This is a genomic window from Sorangium aterium (assembly GCF_028368935.1).
GTDB classification, from domain to species: Bacteria; Myxococcota_A; Polyangia; order Polyangiales; family Polyangiaceae; genus Sorangium; species Sorangium atrum.
The window spans coordinates 99,203-118,355 of record NZ_JAQNDK010000001.1 but is presented as its reverse complement, the minus strand read 5'-3'; the positions used below and the strand labels follow the sequence as shown (position 1 = coordinate 118,355).

Sequence of the window (19,153 nt, the reverse complement as noted above, 5' to 3'; positions counted from 1 at the left end):
GACACCGCGTCGAGGAGCCGACCGTGAAAGATGTTCGTGACCGCCTCGATCAGCTGAGCCCCCTGCAGCGGGCGACGCTCGCGCTCAAGGAGATGCGCGCCCGCCTCGACGCGGTCCTGCACGCACAGAAGGAGCCGATCGCCATCGTCGGGCTCGCGTGCCGCTTCCCCGGCGGGGCCAACAGCCCCGAGGCGTACTGGCGCATCCTGAGAGATGGCGTCGACGCGACCTCGGATGTCCCGCGCGATCGCTGGGACGGCGACGCGTTCTTCGACCCGGATCCCGACGCGCCCGGCAAGATGTACACGCGTCGATCAGGGTTCCTGAAGGGGCACGACGTCGACCGGTTCGACGCCCCGTTCTTCGGGATCTCGCCGCTCGAAGCCGCCATGATGGATCCTCAGCAGCGCCTGCTGCTCGAGCTCTCCTGGGAGGCACTCGAGGACGCGGGACAGGCCCCCGATCGGCTGGTCGGCAGCCGCACGGGCGTGTTCGTCGGCGTCGCGACCGCCGACTACGCGCAGATCGCCGGACAGTGCGGGCTCTCCGCCCTCGACCCCTATATCGGCACCGGAAACTCGGTCAACACGACGGCAGGGAGGCTGTCGTTCGTCTTCGGGCTGCACGGACCGGCCGTGGCGCTCGACACCGCGTGCTCGTCATCGCTCGTCGCCTCGCACCTCGCTTGCCAGAGCTTGCGCGCGGGCGAGTCGGACATGGCGCTCGTCGGCGCGGTGAACCTGATCCTCACCCCGTCGGTGAACGTGCTCTATTCGCGGATGCGCGCGCTCGCGCCCGACGGGCGGTGCAAGACCTTCGATGCGTCCGCGGACGGCATGGTGCGCGGCGAGGGGGGCGCGGTCGTGGTGCTCAAGCGCCTCCGCGACGCGCAGCGGTGCGGCGATCGCGTCCTCGCGGTGATCCGCGGCTCCGCGGTCAACCACGACGGTCGCTCGAGCGGGCTGACGGTCCCGAGCGGAAGCGCGCAGCGAGCGGTGCTGCGCGCCGCGCTCGCCAGCGCCGGCGTCGCTCCGGCCGAGGTCCGCTTCATCGAGACGCACGGCACCGGCACGCCGCTCGGCGATCCCATCGAGGTGAACGCGCTCGTCGCGGAGATGGGCGAGGGGCGCCCCGAGGACGCGCCGCTCTTGCTCGGCTCCGCGAAGGCCAACCTCGGGCACCTGGAGGCGTGCGCCGGCCTGGCAGGGCTCATCAAGGTCGTGCTCGCCCTGCGCCACGGCGAGATCCCGCCGCAGATCCACTTCCAGCGCTTGAACCCCGAGATCACGGAGGGCCGCTTCCCGCTCGTCATTCCGACGAACGCGGCCCCATGGCCCGAAGGTGGCGCGGCGCGCATCGCCGGCGTCAGCGCCTTCGGCGTGAGCGGCACCAACGCGCACGTGATCCTCGAGGCGCCGCCCCGCTCGGCCCCCGCCCCGCTCGAGGACGCTCCCGGTCAGGGAGCCTCGCCCGAGATCGCCGGTTCGCCTGCCGCTGCGGAGCCCGTCCCCGACGATGCGAGGCTCCTCCCCATCTCGGCGAGGAGCGCGGACGCCTTGCACGACCTGGCGCGGGCCTACCACCTGCTGCTCGCGGACGGGGCCGACCTGCGGCTCGCGGATCTCTGCCACGCCGCGTCCCTCCGGCGCGCGCACCTCGAGCGGCGGCTCGCGGTGGTGGGCGGATCCCGCGAGGAGCTCGCGGAGGCGCTCTCGGCCTTCCTGCAGAAGGAGGTCCATCCGCGCTTCTTCGCCGGCAACGTGCAGCTCGGCCGCGCGCCCCGGATCGCGTTCGTCTTCTCCGGGCACAGCGGCCACTGGGTCGGCATGGGCCGCGGGCTCCTCGAGCGCGAGCCGGCGTTCCGGGAGGCGCTGCTCGCGTGCGACGGCGCCCTCGCGCCGTACATCGCGGGGTCGGTCGTCGAGCAGCTCGCCTCCGCGGACGCCGAGGCAGCGTGGGAGCGGATCGAGGTCGTGCAGCCCGTCGTGTTCGCGATGCAGGTGGCGCTCGCCGCGCTGTGGCGGTCGTGGGGCGTCGAGCCGCAGGCCGTCGTCGGCCACAGCATGGGGGAGATCGCCGCGGCGCACGTCGCGGGCGCGCTGAGCCTCGACGACGCCGCGCGCCTGGTCTGCCGCCGCAGCGAGATCATCGGGCGGGTGCAGGGCAAGGGGGCGATGGTGGTCGTCGCGCTCTCGGCGGAGCAGGCTCGCGCGGCGCTCGCCGGCTTCGAGGACCGGGTCGCCGTGGCCGTCTGCAACGGCCGCGCGTCCACCGTGCTGTCCGGCGATCCGGCGGCGCTGGAAGAGCTCCTTCCGAAGCTCGTGCGCCGCAACATCTTCGCGCGCAAGGTCAAGGGCGCGACCGCGGCCGGCCACAGCCCGCAGATGGACCCGCTGCTGCCGGAGCTCGTGCGCGCGCTCGCCGGCCTCGCGCCGCGCGCGGCGGCCGTGCCCTTCTATTCGACCGTCACCGCCGCGCCGCACGAGCCCGCGGCGCTCGGCCCCGAGTACTGGGCGCGGAACCTCCGGGAGCCGGTGCTGTTCGCGCAGGCGATCCAGCAGATGGGGATCGATGGATACGACGCCTTCATCGAGATCAGCCCGCACCCGCTGCTGCTCGGCGCGATCGAGCAGGTGCTCCGGCCGCAGGGCGGCGAGAGCACGCTCGTGCCGTCCATCAGGTCCGACGAGCCGGAGCGGATGACTCTGCGGGCTTCGCTGGGCCGGCTCTACGCCGCGGGCGCTCCGCTGGACTGGTCGCGCCTCGATGCGCCGGGCGGCCGGTTCGTTCCGCTGCCCACCTATCCCTGGAACCGGCAGCGGTACTGGGCGTCGCCCCCGGCGCCCGCGCCCGCGCAGGCCCCCGCGGTCCCGGCGTCCTCACGGCCCGGAACGTCGCATCCGCTGCTCGATCGGCGCGTCGTTTCGGCCCGCCTCTCCGGCGAGCAGTACTGGGAGCTCGATCTCGATCGGGAACGGCGCGCGTCCCTGTGCGCGATCCGCCTTCAGGGGATCGCGCTCGTGCCGTCCGCGATCTTCGTGGACATGGTGCTCGGCGCCGCGGCGGAGCTCCTCCCCCCCGGCGGGCGGGTGTTCGAGGATCTCGTCCTCCGCGACGCGCTTCTCCTCGAGGGGGACGAGGACGTGACGTTGCAGCTGATCCTGACGCCCGAGCCGGCGGGCGCGGCGTCGTTCGAGATCTGGAGCCGCGCCGCGCGGCCCGGGAGCGAGCCGAGCGGCGGGATCCTCCGCGCGTCGGGCCGCGTTCGGGCCGCGGAGGCCGACAGCGACCCCACGGGCGACGGGCCTTCGCTCGACGCCTTGAAGGCGCGCGCCGGGACGACCTGCGACGGCGCGGCGTGTTACGCCCAGATCCAGGGGCGAGGGCTCGATGTCGGCCCGGCGATGCGGGCCATCGAGCACGTGTGGCGCGGGGAGGGCGAGGCGCTCGGCCGGCTTCGCCTCCCGGACGCGGCGACCGCGGACCCGGGAGCCTGCAGGCTGCATCCAGCGCTGCTGGATGCGGCGTTCGAGCTGCTCGCGTCCCTCGCGCACGATCCGGAGACGCCGCCGATCGAGGGCGAGGCGCTCCTGCCGACGGGGCTCGAGCGGCTCGTCATCCATGCGGCCGGGCCGTCGTCCGGCGCAGCCTCGTGGTGCCACGCCACGGTCCACCCGCCGCCTTCGGGCGCGGGCTTCTCCGGCGATCTCCGCCTGCTCGACGCCGAGGGCAGGCTCCTGGCCGAGGTCCGAGGCCTGCGCCTGGAAGTCCCCGATCGTCAGGCGGCGCGGCGCATCGTCGGGGCGCGCCTCGATCGGTGGCTCTACGAGCTCGCATGGGAGGCGGCTCCGCTGGCGGCGACGGCGGCCCCAGCGCCCGCTCCAGCCGGCCGCTGGCTGATCCTCACGGACGCCGGCGGGCTTGGCGAGGATCTGGCGCGCCTGCTCGCGCGGCGCGGCGAAGGCGCCCTCCTGGTGCGCCCTGCTCCGCGCTTCGCGGCGCCGCCGGAGGGCCCATGGACCGTCCCGCCCGAGGAGCCGGAGGCGTTCGATCGCCTGCTCGCGGAGGCGCGGCTTTCAGGCCCTCTGCGCGGTGTCGTCCACCTGTGGAGCCTCGACGCGACCCCGCCTGCGCAAATGAGCGTCGCGTCCCTCGCGGCGGACGAGGCGAGGGGGACTACGGCGGTGCTCCACCTCGTGCAGGCCCTCGCGCGCTCGAACCAGGCGTCGCCCCTGTGGCTCGTGACGCGCAACGCGCAGCCGGTGCCGCGCGGCTCCGAGGATCTCGCGCTCGCGCAGGCGCCGCTGTGGGGGCTCGGGAAGGTGATCGCCCTCGAGCACCCTGAGCTGTGGGGCCGCGCGATCGATCTCGACCCCAGGGCGAGCAGCGATGAGGCACGGGGCCTGCTCGGCGCGATCGACGCCCGCGACAGCGAGGACTTCGTGGCCCTCCGCGGCGGCGAGCGCTACGTGGCCCGCCTGGTCCGGAGCGACGGGCCCAGGATGCCCGCGCAGCCGCTCGCGCTCCGGGCCGACGCCGCTTATCTCGTCACCGGGGGCCTCGGCGGGGCAGGCCTCCAGGTGGCCCGATGGCTCGTGGACCGGGGCGCGCGCCACGTCGTCGTCCTGGGCCGGCGGGGGCTCCCGCCGCGCGAGCTCTGGGACACGCTCGCGCCCGGCAGCGACGCGCGGCAGAAGGTGGAGCTCGTGCGATCGCTCGAGGCGCGCGGCGCGACCATGCGCGCCCTGTCCGCGGACGCGGGCGATCCAGCCGACATGGCCGAGGCTCTCCGTTCGGTGCGCGCCGCCGGTCTGCCGCTGCGCGGCGTCCTCCACGCCGCGGGGGTGACGTCGAACACGTCGCTCCTGGAGACGGACGTCGAGATCCTCCGGTCCGTGCTCCACGCCAAGGTCGCTGGCACGTGGATCCTGCACGAGCTGACGCGCGATCAACAACCGCTCGATTTCTTCGTCTGCTTCTCCTCGCCTGCCGCGGTCTGGGGCGCGGCGAGGCTCGGCGCGTACGCCGCGGCCAACCATTTCATGGACATCTTCGCGCACTACCGCAGCGCGCTCGGTCTGCCGGGGCAAAGCGTCAACTGGGGCGGCCTGGGCGGCGGCGGCATGATCACCGCCGACGTGCAGCGCTTCGCGGCGCAGATGGGCTTCGGCGTCATGCCGACGGCGCAGGCGCTCGAGGCGCTCGACGCGGTGATCCAGGGGGGCCCGGCGCAGCGCGCGGTCGCGCCGGTCGACTGGCGCATCTTCAAGGCGATCTTCGAGGCCCGGCGGCGCCGGACGCTGCTCGATCGGATCGAGATCCCCGCGGAGCCGAGCGCGGGGAACGGCGAGGCGAAGGGCGCGTTTCGCAGGCGCCTCGACGAGGCCGAGCCGGCCAATCGGCGAAAGCTCCTGACGGCGCACGTCCGCGAAGCGGTGGCGTCGATCCTCGGCATGGAAGACCCGCTCGCGCTCGATACGGACCAGGGATTTTTTCAGATGGGCATGGATTCGATGATGAGCGTTCGATTGCGTAACCGGCTGGAGGTAAGCCTCGGCAGCTCGCTGCCGCCCACGCTTGCGTTCGAGCATCCGACGGTGGACGCCATGACCGGCTTCCTCGCGCGCGAGGTCCTCGCCATCGCTGCGCAGGCCGAGCCGCTCGTGCACGCTCCGCCGCCTGCCGGGGCGCGGGCGCGCACCGAGGACGCGTCGCTCGACCGGCTCTCCGAGGACGAGCTGGAGGCGCTCTTGGCCGCGGAGCTCGGCGGCGCGCCGCAGGACGCCGCATCGTGAGCGCCGACGCTGACCGTTCGCCCGTCCTCAAGCGGGCCCTGCTGGAGCTGCGCGACCTCCGCGCGCGGCTCGCCGCCGCGGAGTCGGCCCGCAGCGAGCCGATCGCCATCGTCGGCATCGGCTGCCGGTTCCCCGGCGGCGCCGACACGAAGGAGGCCCTCTGGCAGCTCGTCCGCGACGGCGTGGACGCGACCCGGGAGGTGCCTGCGGATCGATGGGACGCGGCCGCGTTCTACGACCCGGACCCCGACGCGCCGGGCAAGATGTACACGAGCCGCGGCGGCTTCCTCGATCAGGTCGACGGCTTCGATGCGCGCTTCTTCGGCGTGTCGCCGCGCGAGGCGCAGAGCCTCGATCCGCAGCACCGCCTGCTCCTCGAGGTGAGCTGGGAGGCGCTCGAGGACGCCGCTGTCGCTCCGGATCGCCTCGCGCACAGCCGCACGGGCGTCTTCGTCGGGATCTCCTCGAGCGACTACGCCCATGTCGTCGGGGCGAGCGCGACGCTCTCCGGTCTCGACGCCTACTTCGGCCCCGGCACGGCGCTCAACTTCGCGCCGGGCAGGCTCTCCTATCTCCTCGGGCTCCAGGGGCCCAGCGTCGCCGTGGACACCGCGTGCTCCTCCTCGCTGGTCGCTGTCCACCTGGCCTGCCAGAGCCTGCGCAGCCGGGAGACCGACCTCGCTCTCGCGGCCGGCGTGAGCCTCATCCTGACGCCTGCCGCGCACATCGTGCTGTGCAAGACGCGGGTGCTCTCCCCCGAGGGCCGCTGCAAGACCTTCGACGCCTCGGCAGACGGCTACGCGCGGGGCGAGGGCTGCGGCGTCGTCGTGCTCCGCCGCCTGTCCGACGCGATCGCGGCGGGTGATCGCATCCTCGCCGTCATCCGCGGCTCAGCGGTGAACCAGGACGGCCCGAGCAGCGGCCTCACGGTCCCGAACGGGTCGGCGCAGCAGATGCTCGTCCGCGAGGCGCTCGCGAACGCCGGCGTGGAGCCGCACCACGTCGACTATGTCGAGGCGCACGGCACGGCGACGCCCCTCGGCGATCCGATCGAGGTGCGCGCGCTCGCGGCTGCCCTCGGGGCCGGGCGCGAGCCCGAGCGCCCGATCCTCCTCGGCTCGGTGAAGACCAACATCGGCCACCTCGAGGCTGGCGCGGGGATCGCGGGGCTCATCAAGGTGGCCCTCTCGCTTCATCACGGGGAGATCCCGCCGCACCTGCATTTCAAGACGCCGAACCCGTACATCGAGTGGGACCGGCTGCCGGCGCGCGTGGCGACGACGAGGATCCCGTGGCCGTCGGTCGACGGCCGTCGCATCGCGGGGGTGAGCTCGTTCGGGGCGAGCGGCACGAACGCCCACGTCGTCCTCGGCGGTGCGCCCGCGCCGCAGGCGGCTGCCGCCTCGGCGCCCGAGCGACCCGCCGAGATCCTCTGCGTCTCGGCGCGGAGCGAAGAGGCGCTGCGCGTGCTCGCCGACCGTTACGAGCGCCACCTCGGATCCCACCCGGAGGAGCGGCTGGCGGACGTGTGCTTCACGGCGCGCGCGGGGCGAGCGCACTTCGCGCATCGGCTCTCGGTGGTCGCGTCGTCGCGCGAGCAGCTTTCCGCGCGGCTCGGCGCGTTCGCGCGGGGCGAGCGAGCGGAGCAGGCGGAGCAGGGCCGCGTGGAGCGAAAGGAGGCGCCGCAGGTGGCATTCCTGTTCACGGGGCAGGGGTCGCAGTACGTGGGGATGGGGCGAGAGCTGTTCGCGACCGAGCCCGTGTTCCGGCGGGCGATCGAGGAGTGCGATGCGCTGCTGAGGCCACACCTGGAGAGGCCGCTGATCGAGGTGCTGTATCCGTCGGAGGGGCAGGCGAGCCCGCTGGACGAGACGGAGTACACGCAGCCCGCGCTGTTCGCGGTGGAGTATGCGCTGAGCGCGCAGTGGAAGGCGTGGGGAATAGAGCCGATTGCGGTGCTTGGGCACAGCGTGGGCGAGTACGTGGCGGCGTGTGTTGCGGGGGTGATGGGGCTGGAGCAGGGGCTCGAGCTCATCGCGACGCGAGGGCGTCTGATGCAGGGGCTGCCGAAGCAGGGAGCGATGGCGGCGCTGTTCGCGGACGAGGCGACGGTGGCGGAGGCGGTGAGGCCGTACGCGGCGGAGGTGTCGGTCGCAGCGGTGAACGGGCCGTCGGAGACGGTGGTGTCCGGGGCGCGGGGCGCGGTGACGGCGGTGGTGGAGGCGCTGGGAGCGCGCGGGGTCAAGGGCCGGTGGCTGAACGTGTCGCACGCGTTCCACTCGCCGCTGATGGCGCCGATGGTGGAGGCGTTCGAGCGGGCGGCGTCGAAGGTGAAGATGACGGCGCCGCAGCGGAAGCTGATCGCGAACGTGACGGGGAGAGCGGCGCGGGAGGAGGTGACGCAGGCGTCGTACTGGTCGAGCCATGTGCGGGCGCCGGTGCGGTTCATGGCGGGGATACGTGCGCTGCAGGAGGCGGGGGCGGAGGCGTTCGTGGAGGTGGGGCCGGCCCCTGTGCTCTCGGCGATGGGGCGGCGGTGCGTGGCGGAGGGGTCGGGGGTGTGGCTGCCGTCGTTGCGGCCGAAGCGCTCGGATTGCGCGCAGATGCTGGAGAGCCTTGGGGCGCTGTACGTGCGAGGCGCGAAGGTGGACTTCGCGGGCCTCGACCGCGACCGAGCGGGCCGGAAGATCGTGCTCCCGACCTATCCCTTCCAGCGCGAGCGGCACTGGGTAGAGGCCGGGCCGGCGCAGCGACGGGGAGAGGCGGCGGCGGTCGGTCCATCGCCCGTGGGGGCGCCTGCGACGCTGCTCGGGCAGCGCCTCGTGTCGCCTGCGATCCGGGACGTGATCTTCGAATCGCAGCTCGCCTCCGAGACGCTCTCGGTGCTGCGCGATCACCGCATCTACGGCCGCGTGGTCGTGTCGGGCGTCGTCCACCTTTCGCTGGTCGCTGCTGCCGCCGTCGCTGCGTTCGGTCCCACGGTCGGCATCGAGTACGAGGATATCTCGTTCTCGCAGCCGCTCATCCTGCCCGAGTCCGGCGCCCGTACGGTCCAGACGATCCTCACGCCCAGCGAGCCAGGCGTCGCGTCCTTCCAGCTCGTCAGCCTTGCGCCGGAGGCCTCCGGCGCGGACCGCTGGACGCTTCACACCACCGGCCGCGTGCGCGTCTCGGGCACGGCTCCGCCCCGCCCGGCGGCCCGCTCGATCGAGGCGCTCAAGGCGCGCTGCAGCGAGGAGCAGGACGGCGCCGATTATTACGCGCGCCTGTGGCGCTGGGACGAGCACTACGTCGGCGCGAGCTTCCAGGTCATCGAGCGGATCTGGCGCAGGGACGGCGAGGTCGTCGCGCGGCTCGCGCTCCCTCCGGAGGACGTCGTGCGCCCGCACGGCGTCGAGGTCGATCGCGACGCCGTGATGACCATGTGCATGGACGAAGTCTACGGCCAGGTGCTGATCGCCGCGGTTCCCGGCTACGAGGCGCTCTTGCTCGAGTCCGGGCAGACGTTCATCGGGCAGCGCGTGGATCGCTGCCAGGACTACGCTTCCGCCTCGCACAACGCCGCCTATGCCCACGGCGTCCTGCGCCCGTCCGAAGGCGAGGATCTCTGCGGGGACGTGTACCTCCTCGCTGAGGGCGGAGAGGTCCTGGCCAGGGTCGAGGGCATGCGCCTCCGTCGAATCGGGCGGACGCAGCTCAAGCAGGCGATCGAGCGCAGCGCCCGCCGCGCTCGGCGAGGCGCGGTGTCGCTGGACGAGCTCCGCGCCCAGGGCCCGGGCGAGATGCCTCGCCGGCTAGACGACTACCTGCGCGGGCAAGTGGCCGACGTCCTCTCCGTCCCGGTGTCCGCCGTCTCCTCGCTCGACTCGCCGCGCGATCTCGGGCTGGACTCGCTGATGGCCGTCGAGCTCCGGAACGGCGTGCAGGCCGATCTCGGGGTGGCGTTGCCGCTCGCCGACCTCTCGCAGGGGGCGACCCTCACGCAGCTCACCGCGTGGCTCGTGAAGGAGCTCGGCGCCGAGCGCCCGCCCTCGTCCGTCGCGCCGGCGCCGTCCGCGGGGCCCGGGGGCGCGTCGTCTTCCCCGCCAGTGATCTCGGCGGCAGCGCCTCCGCCCGCTCCCGCCGCCGTGCATCGCGCGCCGGCGCCCGATCGCGGCGATCGATGGATCCGCCGCTTTGCGACCGGCGCCGCAGGAAAGCCGCGGCTTCGCCTCTTCTGCTTCCCGCACGGCGGCGGCAGCGCGTCGGCCTACAGCGCCTGGCCGCGGAGCCTTCCGCCGGACATCGAGGTGTGCGCCGTCCAGCTGCCCGGGCGCCAGGAGCGGCTCGCGGAGCCGCCCATCACGCAGATCGGGCCGCTCGTCGAGGCGGTGGCCGCGGCGATCGAGCCGTACCTGGACGTCCCCTACGCCCTCTTCGGCGCGAGCAAGGGGGCGCTCGTCGCCTTCGAGCTCGCGCGCGAGCTGCGCCGCCGCGGCGCCCCCGCGCCGGAGCACCTGCTCGTCGCGGCGTACCCCGCGCCCCACCTGCCGAACCCGCTCCGCGCGAGGGCGGACATGGTCGCCTCGCTGCGGGCCGAGGATGCCTCGGCGATCGACGCGCTGCGCCGCTTCGGGCTCGTGCCCGAGGCGCTGCTCGATCCCGACGTGCTCCGGATCGCGCTGCAGGCGCTGCGCGCCGACGCCGAGGTGATCCTTGGCTACGAGCACCGGGAGGAGCCGCCGCTGACGGTTCCTGTCTCGGTGTTCGGCGGGAGCGAGGACGTCGACATCCCCCGCGACGATCTCCTCGGCTGGGCGCGCCACACCGACGGCGCCTTCGAGCTCCTGGTCTTGCCCGGGCCCCACCTCTTCTTCCAGACCGGCGCGACGCGGCTGCTCCGCGCGATCGCGCGATCGCTGTCCGGAGCGCCGAGCGCAGCGCTCCGACCGAGCGCGCCACAGGCTGCGGCGGCCGACGAGCCGATCGCGATCGTCGGGCTCTCGTGCCGGTTCCCCGGGGGTGCGGGCGATCCCGAGGCTTACTGGCGACTCTTGCGGGACGGGGTGGACGCGATCCGCGAGGTGCCGGAGGGGCGCTGGGGGCCCTGGGCCTTTGCTGGCCTCCGCCCCGGAGAGCCCTGGGAAGCGGCGGTCCGTCGCGGCGGATTCGTGGACGGGATCGAGCAGTTCGACGCGCAGCGGTTCGGCATCTCCGACGCCGAGGCGGAGCAGCTCGACCCGCTGCAGCGGCTGGTGCTGGACCTCTGCTGGGAGGCGCTGGCGCACGCCGGGCAGGCGCCGCTCGAGTCGGCCGGGCGCGCGGGCGGCGTGTTCGTCGGGGCGTGCGGCGGGGAGTACGCGCAGCTGAAGGCGCAGCACGGCGCGGCGATCGACGCCTTCCGGCTGACGGGCGAGAGCGCGAGCCTGCTCGCCGGCCGCGTCTCGCACGTGCTCGGGTGGCGTGGGCCGAGCCTGGTCGTGGACACGGCGTTCTCGTCGTCGCTCATGGCCGTGCACCTCGCGAGCGAGGGCCTGCGGAGGCGCGAGTGCGACGTGGCGCTCGCGTGCGGGGCGCACTGGATCTTGAGCCCGCTCGGGAGCGTGAAGCTCTGGAAGATGGGGGTGCTCTCGCCCGACGCGCGCTGCCGCACGTTCGACGTCGGGGCGAACGGGTTCGTGCGGGGCGAGGGCGGCGGCGCGCTCGTGCTGAAGCGGCTGTCGGACGCGCAGCGCGACGGGGACCGCATCTGGGCGCTGATCCGGGGCGGGGCGTCGACCCACGACGGCCGTACGGAGGGGCTGCTCGCGCCGAGCCCCGAGGCGCAGGAGGCGATGCTGCGGGCGGCGTGGGCGCGCGCGGGCGTGACCCCGGAGCAGATCGGCTACATCGAGGCGCACGGGACGGGCACGAGAGCGGGCGATCGCGCGGAGGCGCGGGCGATCGGGCGCGCGCTGGGCGACGGGCCGGGCGTCCGGTGCGCGGTCGGATCGGTGAAGACCAACCTCGGGCACCTCGAGGCCGCCGCCGGGATGGCGGGCCTGATCAAGGTCGTGCTCTCGCTCGCCCACGAGGAGATCCCCCCGCACTTGCACCTCAGGCAGCTCAACCCGAGCCTCTCGCTGGAAGGCGGGAGGATCGACGTGCCGACGTCGCGGCGGCCGTGGCCGCGCGGCGGGCAGCGGCGCATCGCGGGCGTGAGCGCCTTCGGGATGAGCGGGACCAACGTGCACGTCGTCGTCGAGGAGGGGCCTCCCCCGGCGCGCGCGGCGATCTCGACGGCGGGCGCGCCGCTCTCCGCCGGGCCGGCAGAGCGCGGCCCGTCGCAGGCGCTCGCGCGGAAGCGGTACCCGCTCATCCAGCGCGGCGCGGCGGGCGGGGCCCTCGCCGAGCGAGGCCCGGAGCCGACCGGGGGCGCGACGCGGGAGCCCGCGCTTCGAGCGCTGCTGCGCGGGACGGCGGCGAGCGAGCGCCGCCGCGCGTTGCTCGACGAGGTCGCCGCGTGCGTCGCGCGCCTGGTCCCGGCGCCTGGCGCGCTGGATCCCACGCGGCCGCTGCATGATCTCGGGCTCGACTCGCTCGGCGCGGTCGAGCTGCGCGGCCTGCTCGATGAGCGATCGGGCCTCACGAGCTCGGACACGCTGCTCTTCAGCTATCCGTCGATCCAGGCGCTCGCTGGCTACCTCGACACGGCGCTCCAGGAGGACCTCGATCGGCGCGGCGACGCCGAGGCCTCGAGCCCCGCGCCGCTCTCGCAGCCCACGGGCGCGGCCGCGCCGCTCGGGCATGCCGAGGAGCCGATCGCCATCGTCGGGCTCGCGTGCCGGTTCCCCGGCGGAGCGGACGATCCGGGGACGTTCTGGGAGCTCCTCCTCGAGGGGCGGGACGCGGTGACCGAGATCCCTGCGGGCCGCTGGGACGTCGAGGCCTTCTACGACCCGGACCCGGACGTACCCGGCAGGATGTCCACGCGGTGCGGCGCGTTCCTGCGTGACGTCGATCGGTTCGACGCGGGCTTCTTCGGGATCTCACCGCGCGAGGCCGAGGAGATGGATCCACAGCAGCGCGTGCTCCTGGAGCTGTGCTGGGAGGCGCTCGAGCGGGCAGGGCAGCCTCCTGATCGGCTGCAAGGTCGGTCGGTCGGCGTGTTCGCCGGCGTGTACCGCCACGACTACGGCTGGGTGAGGCAGGCCCGGCTGGGAACGGACGGCATCACGACGTACAGCGGGACGGGGGATCTGCTGAGCGTGGGTCCCGGGCGCGTCGCGTACGCGCTCGGGCTGCACGGGCCGAGCATGGTGGTGGACACCGCCTGTTCGTCGTCGCTCGTGGCGGTGCACCTCGCCTGCCAGAGCCTGCGCTCGGAGGAGAGCGAGATGGCGCTGGCGGCCGGGGTCAACCTCATCCTCTCGCCCGAGGGGCACATCGAGCTCTCGCAGATGCGCGCTCTGTCGCCGGACGGCCGTTGCAAGACGTTCGACGCGCGCGCGGACGGCTACGGCCGCGGCGAGGGTTGCGGCGTGCTGGTGCTGAAGCGGCTCGCGGATGCCCGTCGAGACGGCGACGAGATCTGGGCGCTCATCCTGGGCTCGGCGGTCAACCAGGACGGCCGGAGCAACGGGCTCACCGCGCCGAACGGGCTCGCGCAGCAGGGCATGCTGCGCAAGGCGCTCGCGAGCGCGGGCATCCGGGCGGAGCAGGTCGACTACATCGAGGCGCACGGGACGGGCACGCCGCTCGGCGACCCCATCGAGGTGGAGGCGATCAAGGAGGTCTTCGGCGCGCCGCGGCCGGACGGGTCGCCGTGCGTCCTCGGCTCGGTCAAGGCGAACATCGGTCACCTCGAGTCGGCCGCGGGCGTCGCGGGGCTCATCAAGGTCGTGCTCTCGATGCGGCACGAGACGGTGCCCGGGCAGGCCCACTTCGAGCAGCTGAGCTCGCGGTTGTCGCTCGACGGCACGCCGCTCGTGATCCCGCGGCGGCCGCTCCCGTGGAGGCGCGGCGCCCGGCGGCGCGTCGCCGGGGTCAGCTCGTTCGGCATCAGCGGCACCAACGCGCACGTCGTGCTCGCGGAGGCACAGGAGGCGCAGCCGCCTCCCGAGGCAGCGGCCTCCGGCCCGCTCGTGCTCCCCGTCTCGGCCCGCAGCGCCGGGGCGCTCGCGGCGCTCGCCCGTGCCTACAAGGACCTGCTGTCCTCCGGAGACGCGCCGCCCATGGCCGCCGTGTGCAGGACGGCGGGCGTCCGCCGCAGCCACGAGCCTCACCGGCTCGCGGCGGTCTTCGCCACGCGCGAGGAGCTCGTCGAGCAGCTCGACGCCTTCCTGACGGGGCGCCCCGGCGTAGCGTCGGGCGTCGTCGAGGAGAGGCCGCCCCGGCTCGTGCTCGTCTTTCCGGGGCAGGGCTCGCAGTGGGTGGGCATGGGGCGCGCGCTGCTCCAGGCCGAGCCTGCGTTCAGCGCGGCGATCGAGGCCTGCGAGCAGGCGATGCGCCCGCACGTCGATTGGTCGCTGACGGCCCAGATCGGCGCGGACGGGGCGGCTTCGCGGCTCGGCGAGATCGACGTCGTGCAGCCTGTGCTCTGGGCCATCGAGGTGGCCCTCGCGGCGCTGTGGAGGTCCTGGGACGTCGAGCCCGACGCCGTGCTCGGGCACAGCATGGGTGAGGTGGCCGCGGCGCACGTCGCCGGCATCCTGAGCCTCGAGGACGCGGCCCGGATCATCTGCCGGCGCAGCCGCCTCATGCGCCGCGTGAGCGGGCGCGGCGCCATGGCGCTGGTCGAGCTCACGATGGCCGAGGCCGAGCGCGCGCTCGCCGGGCACGAGCAGCGGCTCTCGATCGCGGCGAGCAACGGTCCCCGGTCGACGGTGCTGTCGGGCGACGCGCAGGCGCTCGACGAGGTGCTCGCGCGGCTCGAGGGGCGCGGGGTCTTCTGCCGGCGCGTCAAGGTCGACGTCGCGTCGCACAGCCCGGAGGTGGAGGGGTTGCTCGACGAGCTCGTGGGGGAGCTCGCGGGGATCCGGCCGCAGCGAGCGCGCGTGCCGATGCTCTCGACCGTGACGGGGCGGTACGTCGAGGGACCCGAGCTCGACGCGCGTTACTGGGCGCGAAACCTGCGGGAGCCCGTGCGGTTCGCCGCGGGCGTGGAGGCGCTGAGCGCGGAGGGGGCCACGGCGTTCCTCGAGGCGAGCCCGCACCCCGTGCTGCTGCCGTCGATCGAGGACGGGCTCTCGGCGTGGTCGCGCCGGGGCGCTTGTCTGCCCTCGTCGAGGCGCGACGAGGACGAGCAACGCGTCCTCCGGACCTCGCTCGCCGCGCTCTATGTGCTCGGCTCGGGCGTCGCGTGGAAGCAGCTCTACCCTGGGGATCAGCCGCCGGTCGCGCTGCCTTCGTACCCGTGGCAGCGCGAGCGCTTCTGGCTCGACGCGCCGCCCGGCGGGCCCTCGCGATCGCGCGCCCGCGGCGCCGCCCTGCTCGGTGAGCGCCGCGATCTCTCCGCGGATCCGGCGGTGCACACCTGGGAGGTCGAGCTCTCGGCCGCGCACGTGCCGTACCTGGCCGATCACCGCGTCGACTCGGCGGTCGTCCTGCCGGCCACCGCCTATGCGGAGATGGCGCTCGCCGCTGCGCGCGCGGTCCTCGGCCCCGGTCCGCACGCCCTGGAGGCGATGGTCCTGGAGCGCGTGCTGGCGCTGCCAGACGCGGGGGAGCGGCTCGGACAGGTCGTGCAGACGGTGCTGCGCGTCGACCACGCCGACCGTGCGACCTTCGAGATCTTCAGCAGGTCCGGGGCTGCCGCCGGCGCGGATCGGCGCGACGCCGGGTCGCCCTGGACGCGGCACGCTCGAGGCGCCGTGCGCGCGGCCGCCGGCGCGGGGGAGCGGCCGCCGATCGACCGGACCGCCGTCGAGGCGCGCTGCACCCGTGTCCTCTCGCGGGAGCAGCACTACGCCCACATGGAGGCGATGAGCCTGCGCTACGGCCCCCGCTTCCAGGGCGTCGTCGAGGTCCGCTGCGGCCTGGGCGAGGGCCTGGCCCGGGTGCGCCTGCCCGATCGGCTCGCGACGGCGGGACATGTGGTTCATCCGGCCCTCCTCGACGCATGCTTCCAGGCTGCGCTCTCCGTCGCGACCTCTGGCCAGGGCGGCTCCGCCTGCATGCTGCCCGTCGGCGTGGAGCGGCTCCGCGTGGGCGAGCAGATCGAGACCGACCTCGCATGCCACATCGTCGTGCGCGATCGTGACGCCGGCGCCGTGGCGGACCGCGCGATCGCAGACGTCCGGCTGATCGACGCCGGCGGCCGCGAGGTCGCGGAGGTGCTCGGCCTGTCGTTCCAGCGCGTGGAGCTCGGGCAAATCGAGCCCGCGAGCGCCTGGTACTACGAGGTCGCGTGGAGGCTCGCGCACGCGGACGCCGCCGAGCGAGCGCCCGCCGAGCGGCCCTCCGCCGTCCTCGTCCTCGCGGATCGGGGGGGCGTCGGCGAGGCGCTCCTCGGGCGCCTCACGGACGCCGGCGCCGCCTGCGTGCTGGTTCGGCGGGGGCCGCGCTACCGCAGGATCGCGGCCCGCGAGCTCGAGGTCGGGCTGGAGGACGCAGACGGGCTCGCGACGATGCTCCGGGAGGCCGCCGCCGAGCTGGGGCGGCCTGCGCCGGACGCCATCGTCCACCTCGCCTCGCTCGACGCGGTCCCGGCCGAGGCGGCCACGGCCGACGCGCTGAGCGCCGCATGCGCGCTCACGTGCGGCAGCGCCCTCGGGCTCGCGCAGGCGATCGCGCAGGCCGGTTACCGCGACGCCCCCCGCCTCTGGCTGGTCACGCGCGGCGCACAGCCCGTGGAAGGGGAGGGGGCGGCGTGCGCGGTGGCGCAGGCGCCGCTCTGGGGCTTCGGGCGGACGCTCATGCACGAGCACCCCGAGCTGCGCTGCTCGCTCGTCGATCTCGATCCGCTCGAGGAGGGCGGCGACCTCGACGCGCTGGCGCGCGAGCTCAGGGCCGACGGCGCGGACGACCAGGTAGCCTTCCGGAACGGAAGTCGCCATGTCGCGCGGCTCGCGCGCGCGGATGATCGACGCGCGGAGGCGCCGCCGCGCGCGCGCGCGGGCGACCGTGCGTTCCGCCTGGAGGCCGATCGGCAGGGCGTGCTCGACGGGCTCGTGCTGCGGGCGCGCCCGCGCCGCGCGCCGAGCGTGGACGAGGTCGAGATCGAGGTCGCCGCGGCAGGCCTCAACTTCCGCGATGTCCTGCTCGCGCTGGGGGCGCTCCCGGACCCGGGCACGGACGCCTCGGGGCCGCCGCTTGGCCGGGAGTGCGCCGGTCGCGTCGTCGCGGTCGGCGCCGGGGTCGAGGACCTGCGCGTGGGGGACGAGGTGATCGCGCTCGCATCCCGCTGCTTCGGCACGCACGCCGTCACCCCGCGCCGGCTCGTGCTCCCCAGGCCTCCCTCGATGAGCGCCGAGGACGCCGCCTCGATCCCGCTCGCGTTTCTGACCGCCTTTCACGCCCTGCACCACGTCGCGCGGCTGCGGCGAGGCGAGCGCGTGCTCATCCACGCCGCGGCGGGCGGCGTGGGGATGGCGGCCGTGCAGATCGCGGCGCGCGCCGGGGCGGAGATCTTCGCCACGGCCGGCTCGGCGGAGAAGCGGAGCGCCCTCTCCGCGATGGGCGTCCAGCACGTCCTGAGCTCCCGCGATCTCTCCTTCGCCGACGAGATCGAGGAGCGCACCGGGGGGCAGGGCGTGGACGTCGTCCTGAACTCGCTGGCCGGCGACTTCATCCCGAGGAGCCTCGATCTCCTCCGGGACTACGGGCGCTTCATCGAGCTCGGCATGCGCGACTACGAGGCCGATCGGCGGATCGGGCTCCGGCCCTTCCTGCGCAAGCTGACCTTCGCGCTCGTCGACCTCCGCGGGATGATCGTCGAGCGGCCTGACCACACGCGCGCGCTCTTCGAGGAGGTCATGGCGCTCTTCGAGGCCGGCGAGCTCAAGCCGCTCCCGCGCCGCGTCCTGCCGATCGCGGACGCGAGCCAGGCCTTCGCGCTCATGGCGCGCGCCGAGCACATCGGCAAGGTCATCTTCTCGCTCGACGGCGCAAAGGACGCGCCGATCGCCCCTGCCCGCAGCGAGGAGCAGCGCATCATGGGAGACGCCACGTACCTCATCACGGGCGGCCTCGGAGGCATCGGCCTGCGCCTCGCGGCGTGGCTCGTGGCGAGGGGGGCTCGCCACCTCGTCCTCCTCGGGCGGAGCTCTGCCTCGGAGCGGGCCGAGGAGGCGATCGCCCCGCTCCGCGCGGCGGGGGCCGAGGTGCGCGTCGCCCGCGCCGACGTCGCCGTTCGGGCCGAGCTCGACGCGGTGCTCGACGACATCGATCGCTCGATGCCACGGCTCCGGGGCGTCATCCACGCCGCAGGGCTCCTCGACGACGGCGCGATCGCTCGGCTCCGCTACGAGCGCGCGGAGCGCGTGATGGCGCCGAAGGTCCTCGGCGCGTGGAACCTGCACGAGCTCACGCGGACGCGGCCGCTGGATCTCTTCGTGCTCTGCTCTTCGGCCACCGCGCTGCTCGGCTCGCCGGGGCAGGCGAGCTACACCGCGGCCAACGCGTTCCTCGACGCGCTCGCGCACCACCGGCGCGCGCTCGGGCTGCCGGCGACGGCGATCAACTGGGGCACCTGGAGGGAGGTCGGGCTCGCCGCGGCCCAGGAGAACCGGGGCGAGCGGCTCGCCTCGCGCGGCCTCGATGGGCTCGCGCCCGACGAGGGCGTCGAGACCTTCGCGCGCATCCTCTCGCAGGGCGCCGCCCAGCGCGCGGCCATGCGCTTTCACCCGCGCCGCTGGCAGGAGTTCCACCTCGCCGCGGCGCGCTCGCCCTTCCTCGCGGAGCTCGCGGGCGACCCGGCCGGTCAGGCGGACCCGCGGGGCGCCGCGGGATCCATCCGATCGCAGATCGTCTCCGCGCCTCCGGGAGAGCGCCGGGCCGCGCTGGAGGCGCACCTCAGGGATCAGATCGCCCGGGTGCTGCGCTGCGAGCCGTCGCGCGTGGGCGCGGGCACCCCGCTCCAGCAGGCCGGGCTCGACTCGCTCACGGCGATGGAGCTCAGGAACCGGCTCGAAGCGAGCCTCGGCGTCTCGCTGACCGCCACGCTGATCTGGCGGCACCCGACGGTGGCCGACCTCTCGGAGTACCTCGCCTCCGCGATGGACATCCCGCTCGGCGCCGCCGCCGAGCCCGCGCTCCCGCCCGTCCCCGAGGCGTCCCCGGCGGCGGCCGCGTTGACCGACGACGGCGCGCAGAAGATCGCGAAGGTGCTGCGCGCGCTCAAGAAGCTCTCGGCGAGCCGCCGAGGCCCTTCGGAAGAGGGCGGAACGGACCGGTAGGCA

The 19,153-nt window shown here is 74.6% G+C and carries 2 protein-coding genes; both read left to right on the top strand.

From position 1 onward, the window contains the following. Positions 1 to 23: 23 nt before the first annotated feature. Entirely contained in the window at positions 24 to 5,795 is a 5,772-nt protein-coding gene (locus POL72_RS00360) for a type I polyketide synthase (protein ID WP_272092880.1), read from the top strand. Further along, the gene (locus POL72_RS00355; protein ID WP_272092879.1) at positions 5,792 to 19,150 is read left to right on the top strand and encodes a type I polyketide synthase; all 13,359 of its coding nucleotides are present in this window, start codon (positions 5,792 to 5,794) and stop codon (positions 19,148 to 19,150) included. The genes POL72_RS00360 and POL72_RS00355 overlap by 4 nt, the downstream gene beginning before the upstream one ends. The last annotated feature ends 3 nt before the right edge of the window (positions 19,151 to 19,153 follow it).